This window comes from Rhodanobacter sp. FW106-PBR-R2A-1-15 (genome assembly GCF_058789735.1).
In genome coordinates this window covers 85,129-102,452 of the sequence record NZ_JBYTEM010000002.1, presented here as the reverse complement: position 1 = coordinate 102,452, position 17,324 = coordinate 85,129, and the positions used below count along the sequence as shown (strand labels likewise).

Here is a 17,324-nt window from a genome sequence, read left to right as displayed (position 1 = left end):
GATGGGGTCCCATGGGTCCCTCTTTCCCGAGTCAGCGGCGGTCTGTGACGTATCGGGGCGGCCGTCATGCATGGTTGGAGTCCGCAAAGGTGAGCGTCAACGGCTCACCGGGCTGCTGTGGCCAGCGCACCGTCCATCCCAACCGTTCGCATAGACGACTGATCAAGGTCAACCCGAAGCCATTGTCGGACCGCTGTTGGTCGACATTCGGCGGCGTCTTCTCACCAGCCTCCGGCCAGGGGCTGAGTTCGATGCCCGCGGAGGTAATGGCAACGGATACCGCGGCCCCATTCGAAAGTTCGACCGCTCGGCGTAGCAATTGCCCAAACACCAACGATGCGGCACGTGGGGGAGCCAGCACGGTGACGCTGGCATCGCCGTGCAATTTCACCGACGTCGACGTGGCCTGCATCTGCTCGTCGACGAGGTGTTGCCATATGGCCCACACCGGAACAGGTTCGGCAACGATCGCCATGTCCGTCTCGTGACGGGCCAAGTAAAGCAGTGCATCGAGCAGATCGGTCAATTCAGTGGTACGCCGCCGCACCCGCTCGATGGCACGTTGGCCGGGAAGGCTTACCGTGGGGTCTTCCGCCAGTAGATCGACGCTTGCCTGTATCACCGACAGCGGTGAACGCAATTCATGACTGGTGTCTGCGGTGAACTCCCGTTCGCGCGTCAGGAACGCATCCAAACGTGCCTGGTAGTGCTCGAAGGCGACCGCCAATGCACCGACCTCGTCATTGGCGAAGTGGGTACGAAGCCGGTTATCACGACGGGGCGGCGCCGATGCCTCGACCCATTGCGCCAGTCGCTGAACCGGGGCAATCAGCCGACCGGCCAGGAGAAGGCCCAGCGCGCCTGAGACTAGCGTGCCGATCAGGATGACACCGGCCATCAACCAGCGCAGGAAAACTTCGCGCTGGGCGATGTCGCTCAGATCGATGACGAAGTACAGCCGCTGTGCGCCGTCGTCCGAGACGGCGACATAGGTTTCCCGATTCCCTTCGCGATCCAGTATGTGTGTCCCCGGTGGCAGGCCGGCCATTTCTGCGGGTACATCATGGCGATCGCTCACTCGGCTCACATACGCATAGATCCGCTGCGAGGCTGGTAGGGGCGTACTGGGTTGAATGTGAAGGTGTGCGATCAGGTTGCTGGTTTCGACCTGCAGCAACTCCGTCATCAGGATGCGTTCGAAGTCGGCCATCGAGGTGAGGGCCACGGCGGCGAACAAGCTGGACAACACCACGCCGAAGGCGAGGAACGCCAAGATAATCCGGGTGCGGAGAGTGAATCTAGGACGCATCGTCATCCGCCAAACGGTAGCCGATACCATGCACGCTGTGCAGTAGGGGTTTCTCGAAGGGTTTGTCGATCGCTTGCCGCAGGGCATGCAGGTGCGTGCGCATGGCATTGGGGTCACCCACCGCCTCGCCCCACAGCGCCCGTGCCAAATCCGCATGGCTCACCACGAGCGGCGAGCGACGCATCAACACCTCCAGCAGGCGCAGGCCGGCACGGGTCACCGTGACGGAAACACCCCCACGGCGAACCCGAAAACGAGCGGCATCGTATTCGAGATCAGCGACCTGCAGGGGCGCACCGAGCAGGGGCTGCACGCGTCGATGCAGCGCATGCAGCCGCGCCACCAGTTCCTTCATAGCGAACGGTTTGACCAGGTAATCGTCCGCACCCTCGGCGAAACCGCGCAGCTTGTCGTCCAGGGTCTCGCGGGCCGTCAACATCAACACCGGCATGTCGTGCTGGGCAGCGCGCAGATGACGGCAGACCTCCAGGCCATCCAGACGTGGCAGCCCCAGATCCAGCACGATCAGATCGTGCGTGCCCGTCAACGCCAGACGCAACCCGGTCATGCCGTCGTAGGCATGATCCACCGCGAAACCATGCAACTCCAGGTAATCCCACAGAGTGGTGGCCAAGTCGCGATTGTCTTCGATGAGCAGCACGCGCAACATGATCGTTAGGCCACCGCGGGGTTGGCGTCTTCCGGCGTATCGCGCTGGAAACGACCGTAACGCAGGGCCAGCGTGGGCAGCACCAGCAGATTGAGCGCCGTGCTGGTAACCAGCCCGCCGAGAATGACCAGCGCCATCGGTCCCTCGATCTCGCGACCCGGAGCACCACTGCCAATCGCCAGTGGAAGCAGCCCCAAGGCGGTGACCAGCGCCGTCATCAAAATGGGCGAGAGGCGTTCTTGCGCGCCGCGCAGGGCGGCCTCCGGCCCCCAGGTCATGCCTTCGACGTTGACCAGATGGTCGTAGTGCGACAGCAGCATGATCGAGTTGCGCAAGGTGATGCCAAACAGGGTGACGAAGCCCACCATCGAGCCGATGGAAAGGCCGCCGCCGGTGGCGAACACCGCCAGCACGCCGCCGACCAGCGCGAACGGCAGGTTGGCCAGCACCAGCAACAAACTGCGCATGCTGCCGAGCACCATGAACAACAACAAGACGATGGCGACACCGGCGATCAGTGAGTTGATCAGCAGATCATGCGTGGACTGGCTCTGCGCCGCCGCTGCACCACCAAACTCCACGTAGCTGCCGGGCGGCAGCGCGACCTTGGCGGCAATCTGTTGTTTGGCGGCGGCGACAAAGGCCGACACGTTGCCCCCGCTCACATTGGCGGTCACGGTCTGCACGCGTCGGGCGCCGTCGTGCAACACGACGTAGCGCCCCGCATCTTCGTAGATGTCGGCCAGTTCCTTCAGCGGGACATACGTGCCGGCGGCGTTGCGTATCGGCAATGCCCCCACTTCGGCCACCTTTCCGCGTTGTTGAGGCGCGAGGATGACTGAGACATTGAACACGCGGTTACCGTCGTAGACCTGACCGACCTGGTCGCCTTGATACGCGGTGCGGATGGCATCGAGCACTGTCACGGCATCGAACCCCCAGCGGGCCAACGCTTGTTTGCGCAGGCGCACCACCAACTGCGGCGTCCCCGGCGGTGACTGCACCTGGACATCCGCTGCGCCAGGCAGCTGCCCCAGAATTTTCGCGACGTCCGCCGCCTTGGTGTCGAGTGTGTCCAGGTCGTTGCCGTAGATATTGACCGCCACGGCGGCGGTAAAGCCCGACAGGGTTTCTTCGACACGTTCCGTCAGGAAGGTCTTGACCGCAAAGTTGACGCCGGGAAACGGTGCCAGCGCCTTGCGAATATCCGAGACGGCCGCTTCGGCGGCATCGCCGCTGAGAGGTTTGAGATCGACGTTGAATTCGCTGTATTGCGTGCCCCACGTGTCATCCGCCTTTTCGGCACGTCCCGCGTTCTGCGCCACCGAACGAACGAAGGGCAGCTTCAGCAGCGCGGCAGTCACATGGTTGCCGATACGGATCGACTCCTGCAGCGAGGTTCCCGGCACCGCCGACATGTGGACGATGAAATGGCCCTCACGCAGCTCCGGCAGAAAGCCGCCCCCGAAGAACGGCAGCGCCGCCACCGCCATCAGCGTCAGCACGAGGACCACGGTCATGACCGCACGGTAGCTGGTCTCTACCCGCAACAGCACGCCGCGATACCGGTCCTTGGTCCAACGCACCAAGGGAGCCTCGCGTTCCGGCAACGGGCGGTTGGCCAACAGCAAGTAGCACAAGGCTGGGGTGACCGTCATGGCCACCAGCAGCGAGGCGAGTGTCGCCAGCACATAGGCAATGCCCAACGGCGCGAACAGACGGCCGGCGATGCCCGACATGGTCAGCACGGGAATGAATACCAGCGCGATCGCCAGCGTCGCATAGACCACCGCGCTGCGCACTTCCAGCGAGGCGTCCAGCAGCACCGCGAAGACGGGACGCGGTACCTCGGCATGGCGATTCTCGCGCAGTCGGCGGTAGATGTTCTCCACCACGATCACCGCATCGTCCACCAGCAAACCGATGGCGATGGCCAATCCACCCAAGGTCATAGTGTTGAGGCTGAAGCCGAAGTATTCCAGCACCGTCACGGCGGCGAGCAGCGACAACGGGATCGCCACCAGCGAGATCGCGGCCGTGCGCAGGTTGTAAAGGAACAGCATCAGCACGATCACGACCAGCACGCCGCCGATCAGCAGCGAGGACTTGATGTTGCCGGTTGCGGTCGTGATGAAATTGGCCGGACGAAACAGATCGGCATGCAGGGTGATGCCCTGCGCGGTCAGACCGGACTTCATGCTGGCCAACGCCTTTTCCACGCTCTGAGTCACGACAAGCGTATTGGCGCCGTATTGCTCGGAAATCACCAGTTGCACAGCCGGATGGCCCATGACCGAGGACGCTCCGATGGGCGGCTCCGGCGCGACGACCACCTGCGCGACATCGCCCAAGGTGACATTGCCGCCCGCCTGATGCCGCACGATGGTACCGGCGATCTCCTGCACGGCGAGCGCCTGACCGTCGCTCTGCAGGACGATGCGCTGATTGGGCGTGTCGATGAAACCGGCACCACGCACCCCCGTGGCCCGCCGCGCCGCCGTCAGGACGTCGTCAACCGCGAGATTGTATTTGAGCAATTGCTCCGGGCGGATCTGGACCTGGTATTCCTTGGTGTCACCGCCGAACACCGCGACCTTCGCGACGCCCGGTACCGCCAGCAACGCCGGTTTCAGCGTCCAGTCGGCCAGCGTGCGCAGCTCCATCAGTGATCGCTTGTCGGAGGTCAGACCGATATCCAGCACCACACTGGTGGAAGAGGTCAGCGGCGACATCACGGGCACCTGCACGCCTTGCGGCAGCTGGGTGGCGAGCGCGCCGAGACGTTCCCCGAGATTCTGCCGATCCCGATAGATGTCGCTGCCCGGATTGAAGGTGATAGTGATCACCGACAAGCCCTGGATCGATTGCGAGCGCAGCGCCTGCAGTCCCGGCAGACCGTTGATCGCGTTCTCGATCGGCTGGGTCGCCAATACCTCCACCTGTTCAGGCGCCAACCCCGGGGCTTCGGTCTGAATCGACACCTGCGGCGGGGCAAATTCAGGAAACACGTCGTACTTGCTGCGCGACAGCGTGAGCGCGCCATAGACGATCAGGATGCCCGCCAGCACCAGCACCACGCCGCGAAACCGCAACGAGAAGCGGACGATCGCCGCCAGCAGACCCGGTGCGTCCTGCCTCATTGCTTGTCTCCGTCTTCACCGACGGCAATGCGTGAACGCTGCTCTTCCGACAGCAGCAGTTGCGCGCCCGTCGCCACGATCGGTTCGCCCCGCGCAAATCCCTGGGCCACGAACCAGCCACCGTCCACCGGGTTGTCGACCGGCAGCGCATGGCGCACAAAACGATCGGGCTGGTTGCGGCTATAGACCCACGAGCGACCCTGCCACCACACCACCGCCGAGCCGGGAATCATCGTTCCCTGGACCACCGTGCCCGAGGGTAGATACGCGGTGATCGCCATGCCAGGCAGGAGACCCTCAGCGGACACGGCATAGAAGAAACTGAGCCCTTGCAAACGGGGGTCCGTGCGTGGCGCGGGCGAGATCAAGGTGGCGGCGTGAAAGTCCCCGTTGACGGTCTGCACGCGCGCCTGGACAGGGGGGGCGAGTGCGGTGACCGCGGGCAGCACCACCTGGACGAGGACTTGCTGGCGGGTGGCCAGACGCGTAAACAACGACGTATTCGCGGCCGCCGCCTTCGCCAGGACGTCGCCCCATTGCTGGCTCGCGGTCTGTTGCGCGGCGGTCAGCGCGGCTTGCGCTGCCCGCGACGCGGCTTGGTCGGCATGCCACACCGCGGCGGCCGCCTGCAAGGCCTTGTCGGAAATGTTCCGTTCGTCACGATGCAACGACTGCAGTCGCTGGTATTCGGCGTGGGAAGCCTGCAGCGCGGCGTCGGCTTTGTCCGCCTGGGCCTGGGCGGCGACGTCGGCGTTGCGCAACGCGATCAGATCCGCCACATCCAGCACCGTACCGAACGTCTGCAGCATCGGACGATGGGCCATGGACTGTGGCGTGACCACGACGATCCCACTCTGCTTTTGATCCGCGGCATCCAGCGTGACCGCCGTCAGATCCTGCACTTGCGAGACGCGCGACGGCGCCTTCACCGGTGTCTCGCGCTGGGCCTCCGTAGCACGCTCCTTCTGGCCGGCCAGGAATCCCCAGACCGCTAGCGCCAGCACGATGGCACCCAGAAGGGCCGCGAGAATGGATTTCTTGTTCATGGCTGGGAATCCTGCATGCGGGGCGCGTTTTCAAGGGTATGAATGTCGGTCGCAAGTGCACCCAAGGGGTGCCGCATGGCATCTTCGAGCGCGCCCAGCGATTGCTGGGCCTGCAGGAGGGTATCGAGACGGGCCAGTTCGGCCGCGGCCAATTCCACCTGGGCGCCGATCAGACTCAACCGATCCGTTTCGCCCGCCCGGTACAGCGCTTCGGCGGAAAGGGATGCCTTGCGTTGGGCCGCCAGCAAGGCATCGGCCGTGGCGAGTTTGCGGACGACCTGGCGATAACCGGCCAGCGCCTGATCGACTTCGCCGATCGCCTGCGCTTGCACGGCAAGAAAGTTGGCGGCCGCTTGCTGACGACGCGCTCGGGCTTCGGCGATCGGGCCCTGATTGTGGTTGAGCAACGGCAGTACCAGTGACAACCCCAACGACCACTTGGCCTGTGCGGCATCCCACAGAAAGCCCGGACCGAGCGTGATGTCGGGATATTGTTTCGCCACTTCGCCTTGCAACGCGGCCTGACTGGCTTCGTAGTCCGCCAGTGCCGCGCGGACGTCGGGTCGATCCCGCAGCGCTTGCCGTCGCACGTCATGCGACGGCAGCGCGCTCAGGGGTGGTACCTGCTCGAACGCCGTCAGCGACAGCGTGATGCCATCAAGCGCACTCACGGGCAGGCCCAGGGCCGAGGCCAACTGCACCCGGTTTTCTGCGAGACGCTTCTGCGCCTCCTGCAGATTCAAGCTGAGCTGGTTGAGCGTGATGCGTGCCTGGGTGAGCTCCGGTTGCGATGCCTCCCCGGTTGCCGTGCGCCGTTCGATCAACCTGACCAGCTCCGCTTGTCGCTCCTGTTGTCGACGCAGCAAGGGCACGGTGGGATACACGCCAAGCAAGCTGCTGCGCACGCGACGGCGTACCTGCCACGCGGTCTCCGCGATATTCAAGCGTGCCGCTTCGGCCAGTTGCTGCGCCTGTCGAATCCGGTCGCCGCGCTTACCTGCCGTCTCGATCGGCACATTGAGCGTCGGGCCCACCGTCCAGGGCCCGACGCCAGCGGGTGCATCGACGTTGTACTGATTGGTGAAATCCAACGTCGGATTCGGACGGGCGCCGGCCGTGATCACCGCCGCCTCGGCAACGCGCCATTTCGCGCGCGCCACATCAAGATCCGGCTGATAGTACAAAGCCACCCACGTGAGGGAGCGCAGATCCCAGGAGGATGGCGTCGTGGTCGTGGTCGGCGTGGCGTCATGGCGTTGCAGAAACACCTGCAGCCCCGGATCGCGCAGCGACCGTTGCTCGAAGGCAGCGACGGTGGTGGCCGGTTCCAGCGGTCGTGGCCGATAGCTTGCGCAGGCGGTCAAACCGAGCGTCAGTCCGATGACCAGGAGGCGTGTAGCGTGCTTATTCATGAATCTTCCGCGCAGGAGATCAGTCGGTTCCTTCGAGGGAAAGGGCATCGTGCGAACCCTGCCTTCCCGTCAGTGTCATCACGCATCATCGGCGCCCCGTCATGGCGTCGACCGCAAGGGCGGCGCCGTTTCGTGTCGCGTGATAATGACACCGGTGGCTTCCCGGCCCAGCTCACGAAACGGCAGCCCTTCGCTGCGCAGCTGTCCCACCAGGTCGTCCGCGACCAACGCGATCGCATCGTGGCTGGCGCGCCAGCGCTGCTCGAACGTGGCGAGGTCGGCGATGTAGCCATCAGGCCGCGACGCCAAGCCGGGCGTCAGATCATCGGAATCCTGGTCGACCACGGTAACTGGCCGCCCGAGGTAGAACGGCAACGCCCGCAAATAGGCATGCACCGTGAATACTTCGGTGTGCGGTCCGAGCTCCGGTTGGATGAGGCGAGCGACCGGATCCGCGGAACGCATGTCGTTCAAGGGCTGCGATGACACTAGCGTGAGCTGCCACGCGATCAAGGTGGCCAGGGCAAGCCCATGGATGGCCGTACGGCGCCGGCCGCGATGCAACGCCCAGGTGCCCACCATCGCGGCGAGCGCCATCAGCACCAAGGCCAAAGACAAGCCGCTCAACACATCCTGCAACACGGCTTTCGGGATCGCCGTGCGCGCGGCGAGCGCGATTGCCGTGGCGGTGGCGGCACCCAGGGTCGTGAGCGTGGCGACCCACCAAAAACGGCGCACCAAGGCCTGCAGCGACAGCACCGTGGCTGCACGACCCAGCAGCAGCGCCAAAGCAGGAAACACCGGCAAAATGTAGAACGGCAGCTGGGAATGCGAGAACGAAAAGAACACGAAGACCACGCCCACCCATACCAGCAGGAAGCGTTGTGCGGGACCACCGGCACCAATGGCACGCCAACTGGTTTTGCTCCACGGCAACAGCAACGTCCAGGGAAACAGGCCGAGGAGCACGACGGGGAGAAAGAACCCAAAGACCTTGGAGCGACCGTCGGCCGAGGTCAAGAACCGCGTGAAATGCTCCCGGATGAAGAAATAGTCGAAGAAATCCGGATGCAGGCGGCATATCAAAATGAACCAAGGCGCGCACAGCACCAGCAGCACCAGTACACCGGGCACGAGGGACACGCGCCGCAGTACCCCCCAGTCACGCTGCCACAGCATGAAGATGCCCAGGATCATGCCGGGCAACACCACGCCGATGAGCCCTTTGGACAGCACCGCCAAGGCCAGCGCTGCCCACATCAGCAGATTCAGTCGCGTGCGCAGATGCCGTGCGGTCGGATCGAATTGCGCGACCAGAAAACACGCCATGCCCACGGCGAGAAACGCCGCAACCCCTATATCCAGCGTATTGATATGCGCGGCAAAGACGAACAGTAACGAGCTGCCGAGGATGACGGCCGCGTAGCCGCCCGCCTCACGACCGAAAAGCCGCGCCCCGGCCCAGCCGATCGCCACGATCGCCAGCAAACCGGTAAGCGCGCACCACAGGCGTGCGCTCCACGGATGCGCACCGAAGAGCGCATAGGCCGTCGCGCTGGCCCAGTAATGCAAGGGCGGCTTGTCGAAGAAATTGAAGCCATCCAGGCGGGGCGTGATCCAATCGCCGCTCGTGAACATCTCGTGGGCCACTTCCGCATACCGTCCCTCGTCGGGTTCGGCGAGCGCACGGCCAGCCAATCCGTAGAACCAGGCCGCGAGCCATCCGATCCCCAGTAGCACGGCGGCTGCGCTGAATCGCGCGTGCCACGCACCCGCTGGACGAACATCGTTCTGAGCCATGTGCTTGACGCTCATCGAGGGTCCTTGGTGGGAAGCGATGCGACGGCCACCGATGGCGGCGCGTCGGCGCGTGCCGTGCTGTGTAGCGGGGGCATCATCGGCACCTGACACGCCGTTTCGATCAGATAGATCGGCCGCTGTTTGACCTCGGCGTACACACGGCCGAGGTATTCGCCGACCACGCCCAATGCCAGCAGTTGTAGACCGCCCAGCACCAGGACCACGACCATCAGCGAGGGATACCCTTTGACCGGATCACCCCACAGCACGGCCTTGATGAAGGCCCCTGCGCCGTAGCTGAAAGCGCACACCGATGTGGCCACACCCACTGCCGTGGCCAGTCGCAGTGGCAAAATGGAAAACGAAGTGATGCCTTCCACTGCCAGATTGAACAGCCGCCAGTAGTTCCATTTGGTGCGACCCGCCTGGCGCGGGCTGCGCTGATACATGACCGCCGTATGGGGATAGCCGATCCAGCCGAACAGGCCCTTCATGAAACGTTGGCGCTCGCGCAACTGGCGCAGCGCGGCCACCGCACGCGCCGACATCAGGCGGAAATCACCGGTATCGTGCGGCACGTTGAACGCCGCCATGCGCGCCATCAATCGATAGAAGAGATGTGCCGTCGCTCGCTTGAACCAGCTCTCGCCTTCACGGTGTTCGCGAGTGGCGTAAACCACGTCGTAGCCATCGCGCCAGCGTGTCAGCAGGTCCGGAATGAGTTCGGGGGGATCTTGCAGATCGGCATCAATGATGACGATGGCATCGGCCTCATCCGTCACGGCGTCGAGACCCGCGGTCAGTGCGGCTTCCTTGCCGAAGTTGCGGCTCAAGCGCAGCGTGCCGATGCGCGGGTCTTGGCCCATCAGCCGGTTGAGTACGAGCCATGTGCCATCGCGACTTCCGTCATCGACATAGATCACCCGCGCATCGAGCGCCATCCCATCGAGCACGCCGACAAGACGCGCATGAAACAGGGGGAGCACTTCCGCTTCGTTGTACGCGGGCACCACAACGGTGAGGCGGATCGGGGCCACGAATATCCCTGCGCGCTATGACATCCGCGGCACAGTAGCGAGCGAGGCTCGTGCTGCCCCTCAACCATTTCTCAACTGTTCGTTAAGACACACTCGATGCGTCGATTCGCAACACTGCGAACGATTGTCGCTGGGAATAAGGCCTTGCCGAGTGAGTGAACGGGGTAGATGGCAGCACACTCTGGTCAGACACATTTTTCTGTGATGGCATACCCGCATCGACTTTCTATGGAAGAAGCCCTGATGCCTGTGAGCTACGTCACCGAGGAACAACGTGAGAGCTATGGTCGATACAACGGCCCACCTTCCAGCGATGATTTGGCGCGCTATTTCCATCTCGACGATGCAGATCGTGTGTATATCGCTCGCAGGCGCGGCCACGCGAATCGTCTAGGTATCGCGTTACAGCTCACGACACTCCGTTACCTTGGCGCGTTCCTCGATGACCCACTGGATCTTCCTTCGCTGGTGCTGTCCACCGTTGCCAAACAGTTGGGGATTACGGACACCGATCCCTCCCTCCATGGCTATCGCACGGGGGAGCTACGATGGGATCATCAGAGTGATATTCGTCGTCATTGCGGCTTTGTCGAAATCACCGAACCGTCCGTCGGCTTTCGATTGGGGCGTTGGCTGTATGCGTTGTGCTGGACGGGAACGGAGCGACCCAGCGTTCTGTTTGAGCGGGCAACGGCATGGCTCTTGACACATAAGGTGCTGCTGCCCGGTCGCAGCACGCTCGAACGGTTTGTCGCCCGTGTAAAGAGTCGCGTCGAAGAGCACCTATGGCGGCGATTGGGAACCAGCCTCTCCGATGAGCAGCGCGAACGACTGGAGCGCTTGCTGACCGTGCCGGCCGGCAGCCGAAATTCGCATCTGGATCAGCTGCGATCAGGTCCCGTCCGAGTCAGTGGCCCGTCACTCATCCAAGCGCTGACCCGGCTGCAGGTGGTCCGCGAACTCGGCATCGAGCTACCTACCGTAGCCCATCTTCCGGCCAGTCGAGTCACGGCACTGGCCCGCTTTGCGGGAGCTGCCAAAGCCAGCGCGGTTAGCCGTTTGCCCGATATTCGGCGCTTGGCCACCCTGGTAGCTTTCGTGCACTGCCTGGAAGCCACCGCGCACGACGATGCCGTCGAAGTCTTGGAAATGCTACTGCGGGACGTATTTGCCACGGCACGGAAAGAGGATCGAAAGACGCGTTTGCGCACGCTGAAAGACCTTGATCGGGCTGCCACCCTATTGGCCGATGCCTGCCAAGTGGTGTTGGACACCACACTCCCTGACAAGACGTTGCGCAAGACGCTGTTCGCCAAGGTGCCTCGTGACATCCTTGCACGGGCGCTTCAGGAAGTGAGCAACTTGGTGCGGCCACCCGACGATGTGTTTTATAGCGAACTGAGTGAGCGCTACCGACGCATTCGCCGCTTTCTGCCCTTCGTCTTGGAGAACCTTCGTTTCGGAGCAAGTCCGGCGGGTGAGGCGGTTGTTGCTGCCTATGAGTGGCTTCGTACGCACCCCGGACGATTCAAGGTCGATGACGATGTCCCTCGCGAGGTGATTCGCAAACGCTGGCAGCGCTATGCAGTACGCGAGGACGGCAGTATCGATCACCGGGCCTATACCTTCTGCGTGCTCGATGAACTGTACACGTCATTGCGCCGACGTGACGTGTTCGTCGCTCCCAGCTGGAAGTATGCCGATCCGCGCGCAGGCTTGCTCAACGGCAATGAATGGGAAACCGCGCGTCCCATCATTTGCCGCACGCTGGGTCTATCACCGACACCCTCGCCGACGCTCCTCGCGATCACCAAAGAACTGGATGACACCTATCGAGCAGTCGCTTCCCGACTGCCGGACAACCCAGCCGTGCGCTTCGAAGGAACGAACGAATTGGTCGTCAGTTCCCTCGACAAGCTCGAAGAACCCGCGTCCCTTCTGGCATTGCGCACCGCGGTCAATGCGCGTCTTCCGCGTGTGGACATCGAGGAAATTTTGCTGGAGATCGCCGCGCGTACCGGTTTCACCGATGCCTTCACGCATCTCACTGAACGCTCCGCTCGCGCCGCGGATCTCCCGATCAGTATCTGCGCCGTCTTGCTGGCCGAAGCGAGCAATACCGGATTCGAACCACTCATTCGCTCGGATATGGCCGCCCTGAAGCGGTCGCGTCTGTCGTGGGTCGACCAGAATTACTTCCGCAACGACACCATCACACCGGCCAATGCCATCTTGGTGGCGGCCCAGAACCGCTTGGTACTCGCCCAGCAGTGGGGAGGGGGAGAGGTGGCTTCGGCCGACGGCATGCGCTTCGTCGTTCCCGTGCGCACCGTCCATGCCGCCGCCAACCCGAAGTATTTTGGTCGAGAGCGCGGCGTGACTTGGTACAACCTGATCTCTGATCAGTTCAGCGGCCTCAATGACATCACCGTGCCGGGCACGTTACGCGACAGCTTGATCTTGCTGGGCGTCGTGCTGGAACAGCCGACCGAATTGCAACCGACCCAGATCATGACCGACACCGGCGCCTACAGCGATGTGGTGTTTGGATTATTCCGTCTATTGGGGTATCGATTCTGTCCGCGCTTGGCCGATGTCGGCGGCACGCGGTTTTGGCGTATTGATGCGCAGGCGGACTATGGTGATCTCAACGCCGTGGCACGCCAGCGTGTGAACATGCCATTGATCGAGCAGCAGTGGGATGACATTCTGCGGCTCGTGGGCTCGTTGAAACTGGGGTGCGTATCGGCAAACGGCATCATGCGGACCTTGCAGATTGGCGACCGTCCCACTCGCCTGGCACAAGCATTGGCGGAGTTTGGAAGGATTGAAAAAACGCTACATACGCTGACCTATATCGACGACGAAGCGAAACGACGCGGAACACTGACTCAGCTCAATCGCGGTGAAGGACGCCACAGCGTTGCGCGTGCGATCTTTCATGGAAAACGCGGCGAACTTCGGCAGCGCTACCAAGAAGGTCAGGAGGACCAGCTAGGGGCGCTGGGTCTGGTACTCAACATGGTTGTCTTGTGGAACACCATCTACATGGAGGCGGCATTGGACCAGTTACGTCAAGAAGGCTTTCCCGTACGCGATGAGGATGTCGCACGACTCTCGCCGCTAACCCACGACCACATCAACATGCTTGGACGGTATTCCTTTGCCGTGCCCGAGGCCGTAGCCCGCGGGGAGTTGCGTCCGTTACGGAATCCGGACGATGGCGAGGATGACTGACGGGGAGATGTCATCATCCGAAAAACATCTAAATCAATGTTTTTAAGTGGTAATTTTCCCTTATCCCGGTTTTCCGTTCCATTGCTCCCCGAACCCCATGTATAACGAGGGCGACTTGACATGGCTGCCGGTGGATATGTCGCTTCGCGCGTCCCTCCCCGACGACGTTGCACGATCCAGCCGGTGGCTTGACGTTGCAAACGCCCTACCAAGCATCGCGGCGCGAAGATACCCGCTCATCGCCACCCGCATTTGGCAGAACGGGGTACCCCTGGCCCCGGCCGAGCCGGGGAGGACGCGATGGTTCGTCCATGCCATTTGGAAGCCTAGCCCGGCATCCCGGGAGCGATCAGACCGTGCCTACCAGGAAAACGAGGCCGTATTCGCACGCGCCCGCGAACTCCTCACGACCGTTCGTGCGCCAGCTGCCAAGGGAGCCGAGCCTCCGGCAGAACGCGGCGCATCGGAGACGGCCCCACCGCCTCTGGTTGGCTAATTTTGCCCAACCCCCAAAAATGTAAAATCAGCCGAGAGGCACTTCTTGCATCTCCTTCAAGGCCTTGCTCCAGTAGTCTGGATCGGCGTATCTGGCGGCAAGCGCATCAATGTCGACCTTGGTGGTAGTTTCGTTGAATTCGAACGTGCCAAACAAGTTGATATGTTGCCAAGCTACCGGGGAGATTCCTCGTAAGATGGCGATAGCCTCCTGGTCGCCAGCGGCCACCTTCTGTGCATATACCTTAGACAGTAGTGCCGTGTTGTAGAAGATGATCGCATTGGCAATCAGGCGCGAGCACTCGTTCCAGATTTGCTGTTCGGCTTCGGTGTGAACTCGGAACTTGCCGCCGTTGACGTAGGCGACCGCTTTGCGGAACCGGTGATACGCCTCCCCTCGGTTCAGCGCTTTTTGCACGCTTTGCCGCAAATCCACGTCGTCGATGAAGTCGAGGATGTACAGCGTGCGGCAGATGTTGTCGAGTTCCCACAGGGCCTTCTTGGTCTGGTTCTGGCGGGCGTAGCTGCTCAACTTGCGGACGATGGTGGCCTGAGTCACATCCTTCTGCGCCAGTGAGGCCATGATGCGCTGGATGTTGGGCCACTCCTTCACGATGAGTTCGTCGTAGACCTTGCGTGCCGGCTTGATAAACATGTCGGCGTAATGACTGGGATGCTCGAAGGCGACCAGAGTTTGCATCTTCTTGTGCAGATCGCGGTACCGCGGCGCGAAGCCATATCCGAAGGTGCGCAAGATCCAGAAATTGACTTGGTTGGTACCGTGCGTATCGGTCGAATGTCGTTCCGGCTTGATATCGGACGTGTTGTTGTACAGCAGGTCGAAAACGTAGTGACTCTCGTGCTCGTGCGTGCCGATGATACGGGCGTTGATCGGTACGTGGTTGGCCACCAGCGTGTACGCGCTCACGCCTTTCTGCAACCCGAAATACTTCGGCGAGTATCGGGCATTGATGGTATCGATCTGAGTTTCGATGCGCTGCCCGTCACTGCTGGAATGCATCTCGTCGCGGATGTCGTACAGATGGAACGCCGGCAAGGTCGCAATGGCATTCGTGATGGCATCGTTGGCGGCCCGTAGGGTTTCCAGCCGCAGATAGTTGCGTGCGGTGCCCTGTAATGACGAAAAGCTCAGGCCCGAAACTTCCGCCATCTTCCACAAGCCCATGTTGGTACCAAGCGCGACCACGCAAGCCAGGATTTCGCGGGCATCGGGGGCATGCTTGACATAGCGATCGAGCACATGGGTAAAGGCCCCCAGGAAGCCCGTCGCTCCCGCAACGAATCTCAACAGGTCGGCTATGCCGGTGCCGGGTAACTGGCTATAGAACGAGCCGCTGACGGGTTCTTCAGGCGTCGGGTAGATCAGCTTCCACCGTCGTTTCTCGGCACGGCCGGTGACTTTGATGTGTTTGTTGGCGGAGTCGATAATACGCTGGTTCACTTGCGCAAACCGGGTTTCCAGCGCCTCACGGAACGTGCTCAACGTGTCCTCGATGGGGGCCATCAGGAGCGGTACACCAATCTCCTGTAGGACTGTTTCGCGCTGCTCCCAGCGCATGTCGCTAATCAGGTCATCTTCGAAGCGACGAAATTCGTTGCTGTCCTTGACGAACAGGTCTCCGGCTTCCAGCGCGTTCCGTAACAGCCGATAGACGAGGAACTCATAACGATCGACTTCCAACCGCTTGCCCTGATCCTTCGCATCGCCTGCCTCGTCAGTCTCGGCAAAGAGGTGGCGCTGCAGGCTCTTCGGAATCATCGCCGTGGGAAATAGTGACGGTTGGGTCTGTCGCGGCGACTTGCCCGCGCGCAACAGCTCCTGCAGGAACGTGACCGCATCCAGTAGCGGCGCATCCTCCACCCGGCCGGCGAAGTCCAGTTCGCAGAACATGTGCCGAAGGTTGCGCTTGAATCGGTGCGACAGCGTTGTGGTGTAGTAGGACCACTGGAAGGCAGTCTTGTCGAAAGCGACATTGCGCAGGTAGTCGGCCACTGCCGCAAAGCGCTCCGGCTTCAGCAGTTCAAAGGCTTTCTTCTGGACGGTGGCGAACGGGCTGTCGACGGCGATGGACTTGTCGATGAACAGGCGAAGCACCTCGCCCGCCGCCTGCAAGTGTTCGCTGGCGTCCACCAGCGTCTGCTGCATCGCCGCCTCGGCGGCGTGTTTGGACTGCTTTTCATACTGGTCGACCAGATGAATGAACGCCTCGATGAGGTTGTCGTTGATCTGTCGGAAGCGATGGAAAGCGAAACAGAGCAGGTACAGGCGCGTCGTGCCCTTGGGCATGCGCTGCAGTTTGTAGACCGTGTAGAACTTGACCAGCGACGCATAGTACTTGCCGCTCTCGTTGGACAAGCCGGCCGCGACGAGAAAGCTCTGGGCGAACTCGTGCAGCGGCTGGAAGAATTTTCGCCGTTCGACTTCGCGCTTGAGCTCCTTGTAGCTGAAGTCCTTCGGTTCACGCTTGAGCGCACTGATCCGATACATCTGTTCGTCGGCCCGCAGCAAGTCGTCGAGACTTCGCTCGACCGCTGGGGTCATCGCCTGTTCGAGTAGGCGGGTGACGCGATGGCGTTCGTGCGTCACCACCCGTCCCACCATGTCCTGCATCGTCGTGTACTGCAGCGCCACGATCCGTTCGTTGCTCAGGTGCTGCAGTGACTCACGCCGGATGTACAGCGGTTGGGTCGACAGTGTTGCGATTCGCTGGGCTTTTTGCTCCAGCTCCGTCTTGGCGACGTTGTCGCACACGCGGTACCCAAATAGGTCGAGAACGGTTTGCTGGATGGCACCGCGCGTGGGCCTGGATGGCGCCTTGATCGATTCGACGGTCTGGCCCGGAAAATACTGCCCGAGCAGGTAGCACAGGTCATTGGCCACGGCGCCCTGCTCGAAGGTGAAGAACTGTCGCTTGGCCTTGAAGTAGCCCAACTCCAATGCCAAATACAGGCCGACGGCAGGAGTGCGTGCGTCGACAGCGGCCTTTTCCGCTGGGCTTAGGTCGAAGTAAAGGTTCCGGTCGTCGTCGGTAAATTTGGGCAGTCCATACAGGTCTTCAACCTCTTCAGAAGTGAGGATGTTCAGACGGTGAGAATCAGAGGCCGACGTCATTCAAATTGCCCGGAGAGTTTGTTCTTTTGCAGCGACCAGGAGCTT

Annotated in this window: 9 protein-coding genes; 1 reads left to right on the top strand and 8 read right to left on the bottom strand. The window is 62.0% G+C overall.

Going from position 1 to position 17,324, the window contains the following annotated elements; genetic code table 11:
• Positions 1 to 64 precede the first annotated feature (64 nt).
• The 7 genes from AC3WTD_RS01600 to AC3WTD_RS01570 all read right to left on the bottom strand — a co-directional run bounded on the left by AC3WTD_RS01600 (position 65) and on the right by AC3WTD_RS01570 (position 10,414).
• Positions 65 to 1,273: a sensor histidine kinase gene (locus tag AC3WTD_RS01600; protein WP_231381761.1), complete on the bottom strand. Its 1,209-nt coding sequence runs from the start codon at positions 1,271 to 1,273 to the stop codon at positions 65 to 67.
• Positions 1,274 to 1,298: 25 nt separating this feature from the next.
• Positions 1,299 to 1,979, bottom strand: a complete 681-nt coding sequence (locus AC3WTD_RS01595; protein WP_007509085.1) for a response regulator transcription factor — start codon at positions 1,977 to 1,979, stop codon at positions 1,299 to 1,301.
• Between the two features lie 5 nt (positions 1,980 to 1,984).
• Positions 1,985 to 5,119 carry an efflux RND transporter permease subunit gene (locus tag AC3WTD_RS01590; RefSeq protein ID WP_007509087.1) on the bottom strand — a complete coding sequence of 1,045 codons (3,135 nt, stop codon included), beginning with the start codon at positions 5,117 to 5,119 and terminating at the stop codon, positions 1,985 to 1,987.
• Positions 5,116 to 6,165 (bottom strand): efflux RND transporter periplasmic adaptor subunit, encoded by a 1,050-nt coding sequence (locus tag AC3WTD_RS01585; RefSeq protein WP_007509090.1) that lies wholly within the window; start codon positions 6,163 to 6,165, stop codon positions 5,116 to 5,118. The genes AC3WTD_RS01590 and AC3WTD_RS01585 overlap by 4 nt, the downstream gene beginning before the upstream one ends.
• Positions 6,162 to 7,577: a TolC family protein gene (locus AC3WTD_RS01580; RefSeq protein ID WP_007509092.1), complete on the bottom strand. Its 1,416-nt coding sequence runs from the start codon at positions 7,575 to 7,577 to the stop codon at positions 6,162 to 6,164. Before AC3WTD_RS01580 ends, AC3WTD_RS01585 begins: the two co-directional genes overlap by 4 nt.
• Before the next feature lie 99 nt (positions 7,578 to 7,676).
• Positions 7,677 to 9,392 carry a glycosyltransferase family 39 protein gene (locus tag AC3WTD_RS01575; RefSeq protein WP_027484973.1) on the bottom strand — a complete coding sequence of 572 codons (1,716 nt, stop codon included), beginning with the start codon at positions 9,390 to 9,392 and terminating at the stop codon, positions 7,677 to 7,679.
• Positions 9,389 to 10,414, bottom strand: a complete 1,026-nt coding sequence (locus AC3WTD_RS01570) for a glycosyltransferase family 2 protein (RefSeq protein ID WP_027484972.1) — start codon at positions 10,412 to 10,414, stop codon at positions 9,389 to 9,391. Before AC3WTD_RS01570 ends, AC3WTD_RS01575 begins: the two co-directional genes overlap by 4 nt.
• Positions 10,415 to 10,657: 243 nt before the next feature.
• Here AC3WTD_RS01570 and AC3WTD_RS01565 point away from each other — a divergent pair, with 243 nt between their 5' ends.
• Positions 10,658 to 13,651, top strand: a complete 2,994-nt coding sequence (locus tag AC3WTD_RS01565) for a Tn3 family transposase (protein WP_027484971.1) — start codon at positions 10,658 to 10,660, stop codon at positions 13,649 to 13,651.
• Positions 13,652 to 14,174: 523 nt separating this feature from the next.
• Here the strand turns inward: AC3WTD_RS01565 and AC3WTD_RS01560 are convergent.
• The gene (locus AC3WTD_RS01560; RefSeq protein WP_015447883.1) at positions 14,175 to 17,279 is read right to left on the bottom strand and encodes a Tn3 family transposase; all 3,105 of its coding nucleotides are present in this window, start codon (positions 17,277 to 17,279) and stop codon (positions 14,175 to 14,177) included.
• Between the last annotated feature and the right edge of the window lie 45 nt (positions 17,280 to 17,324).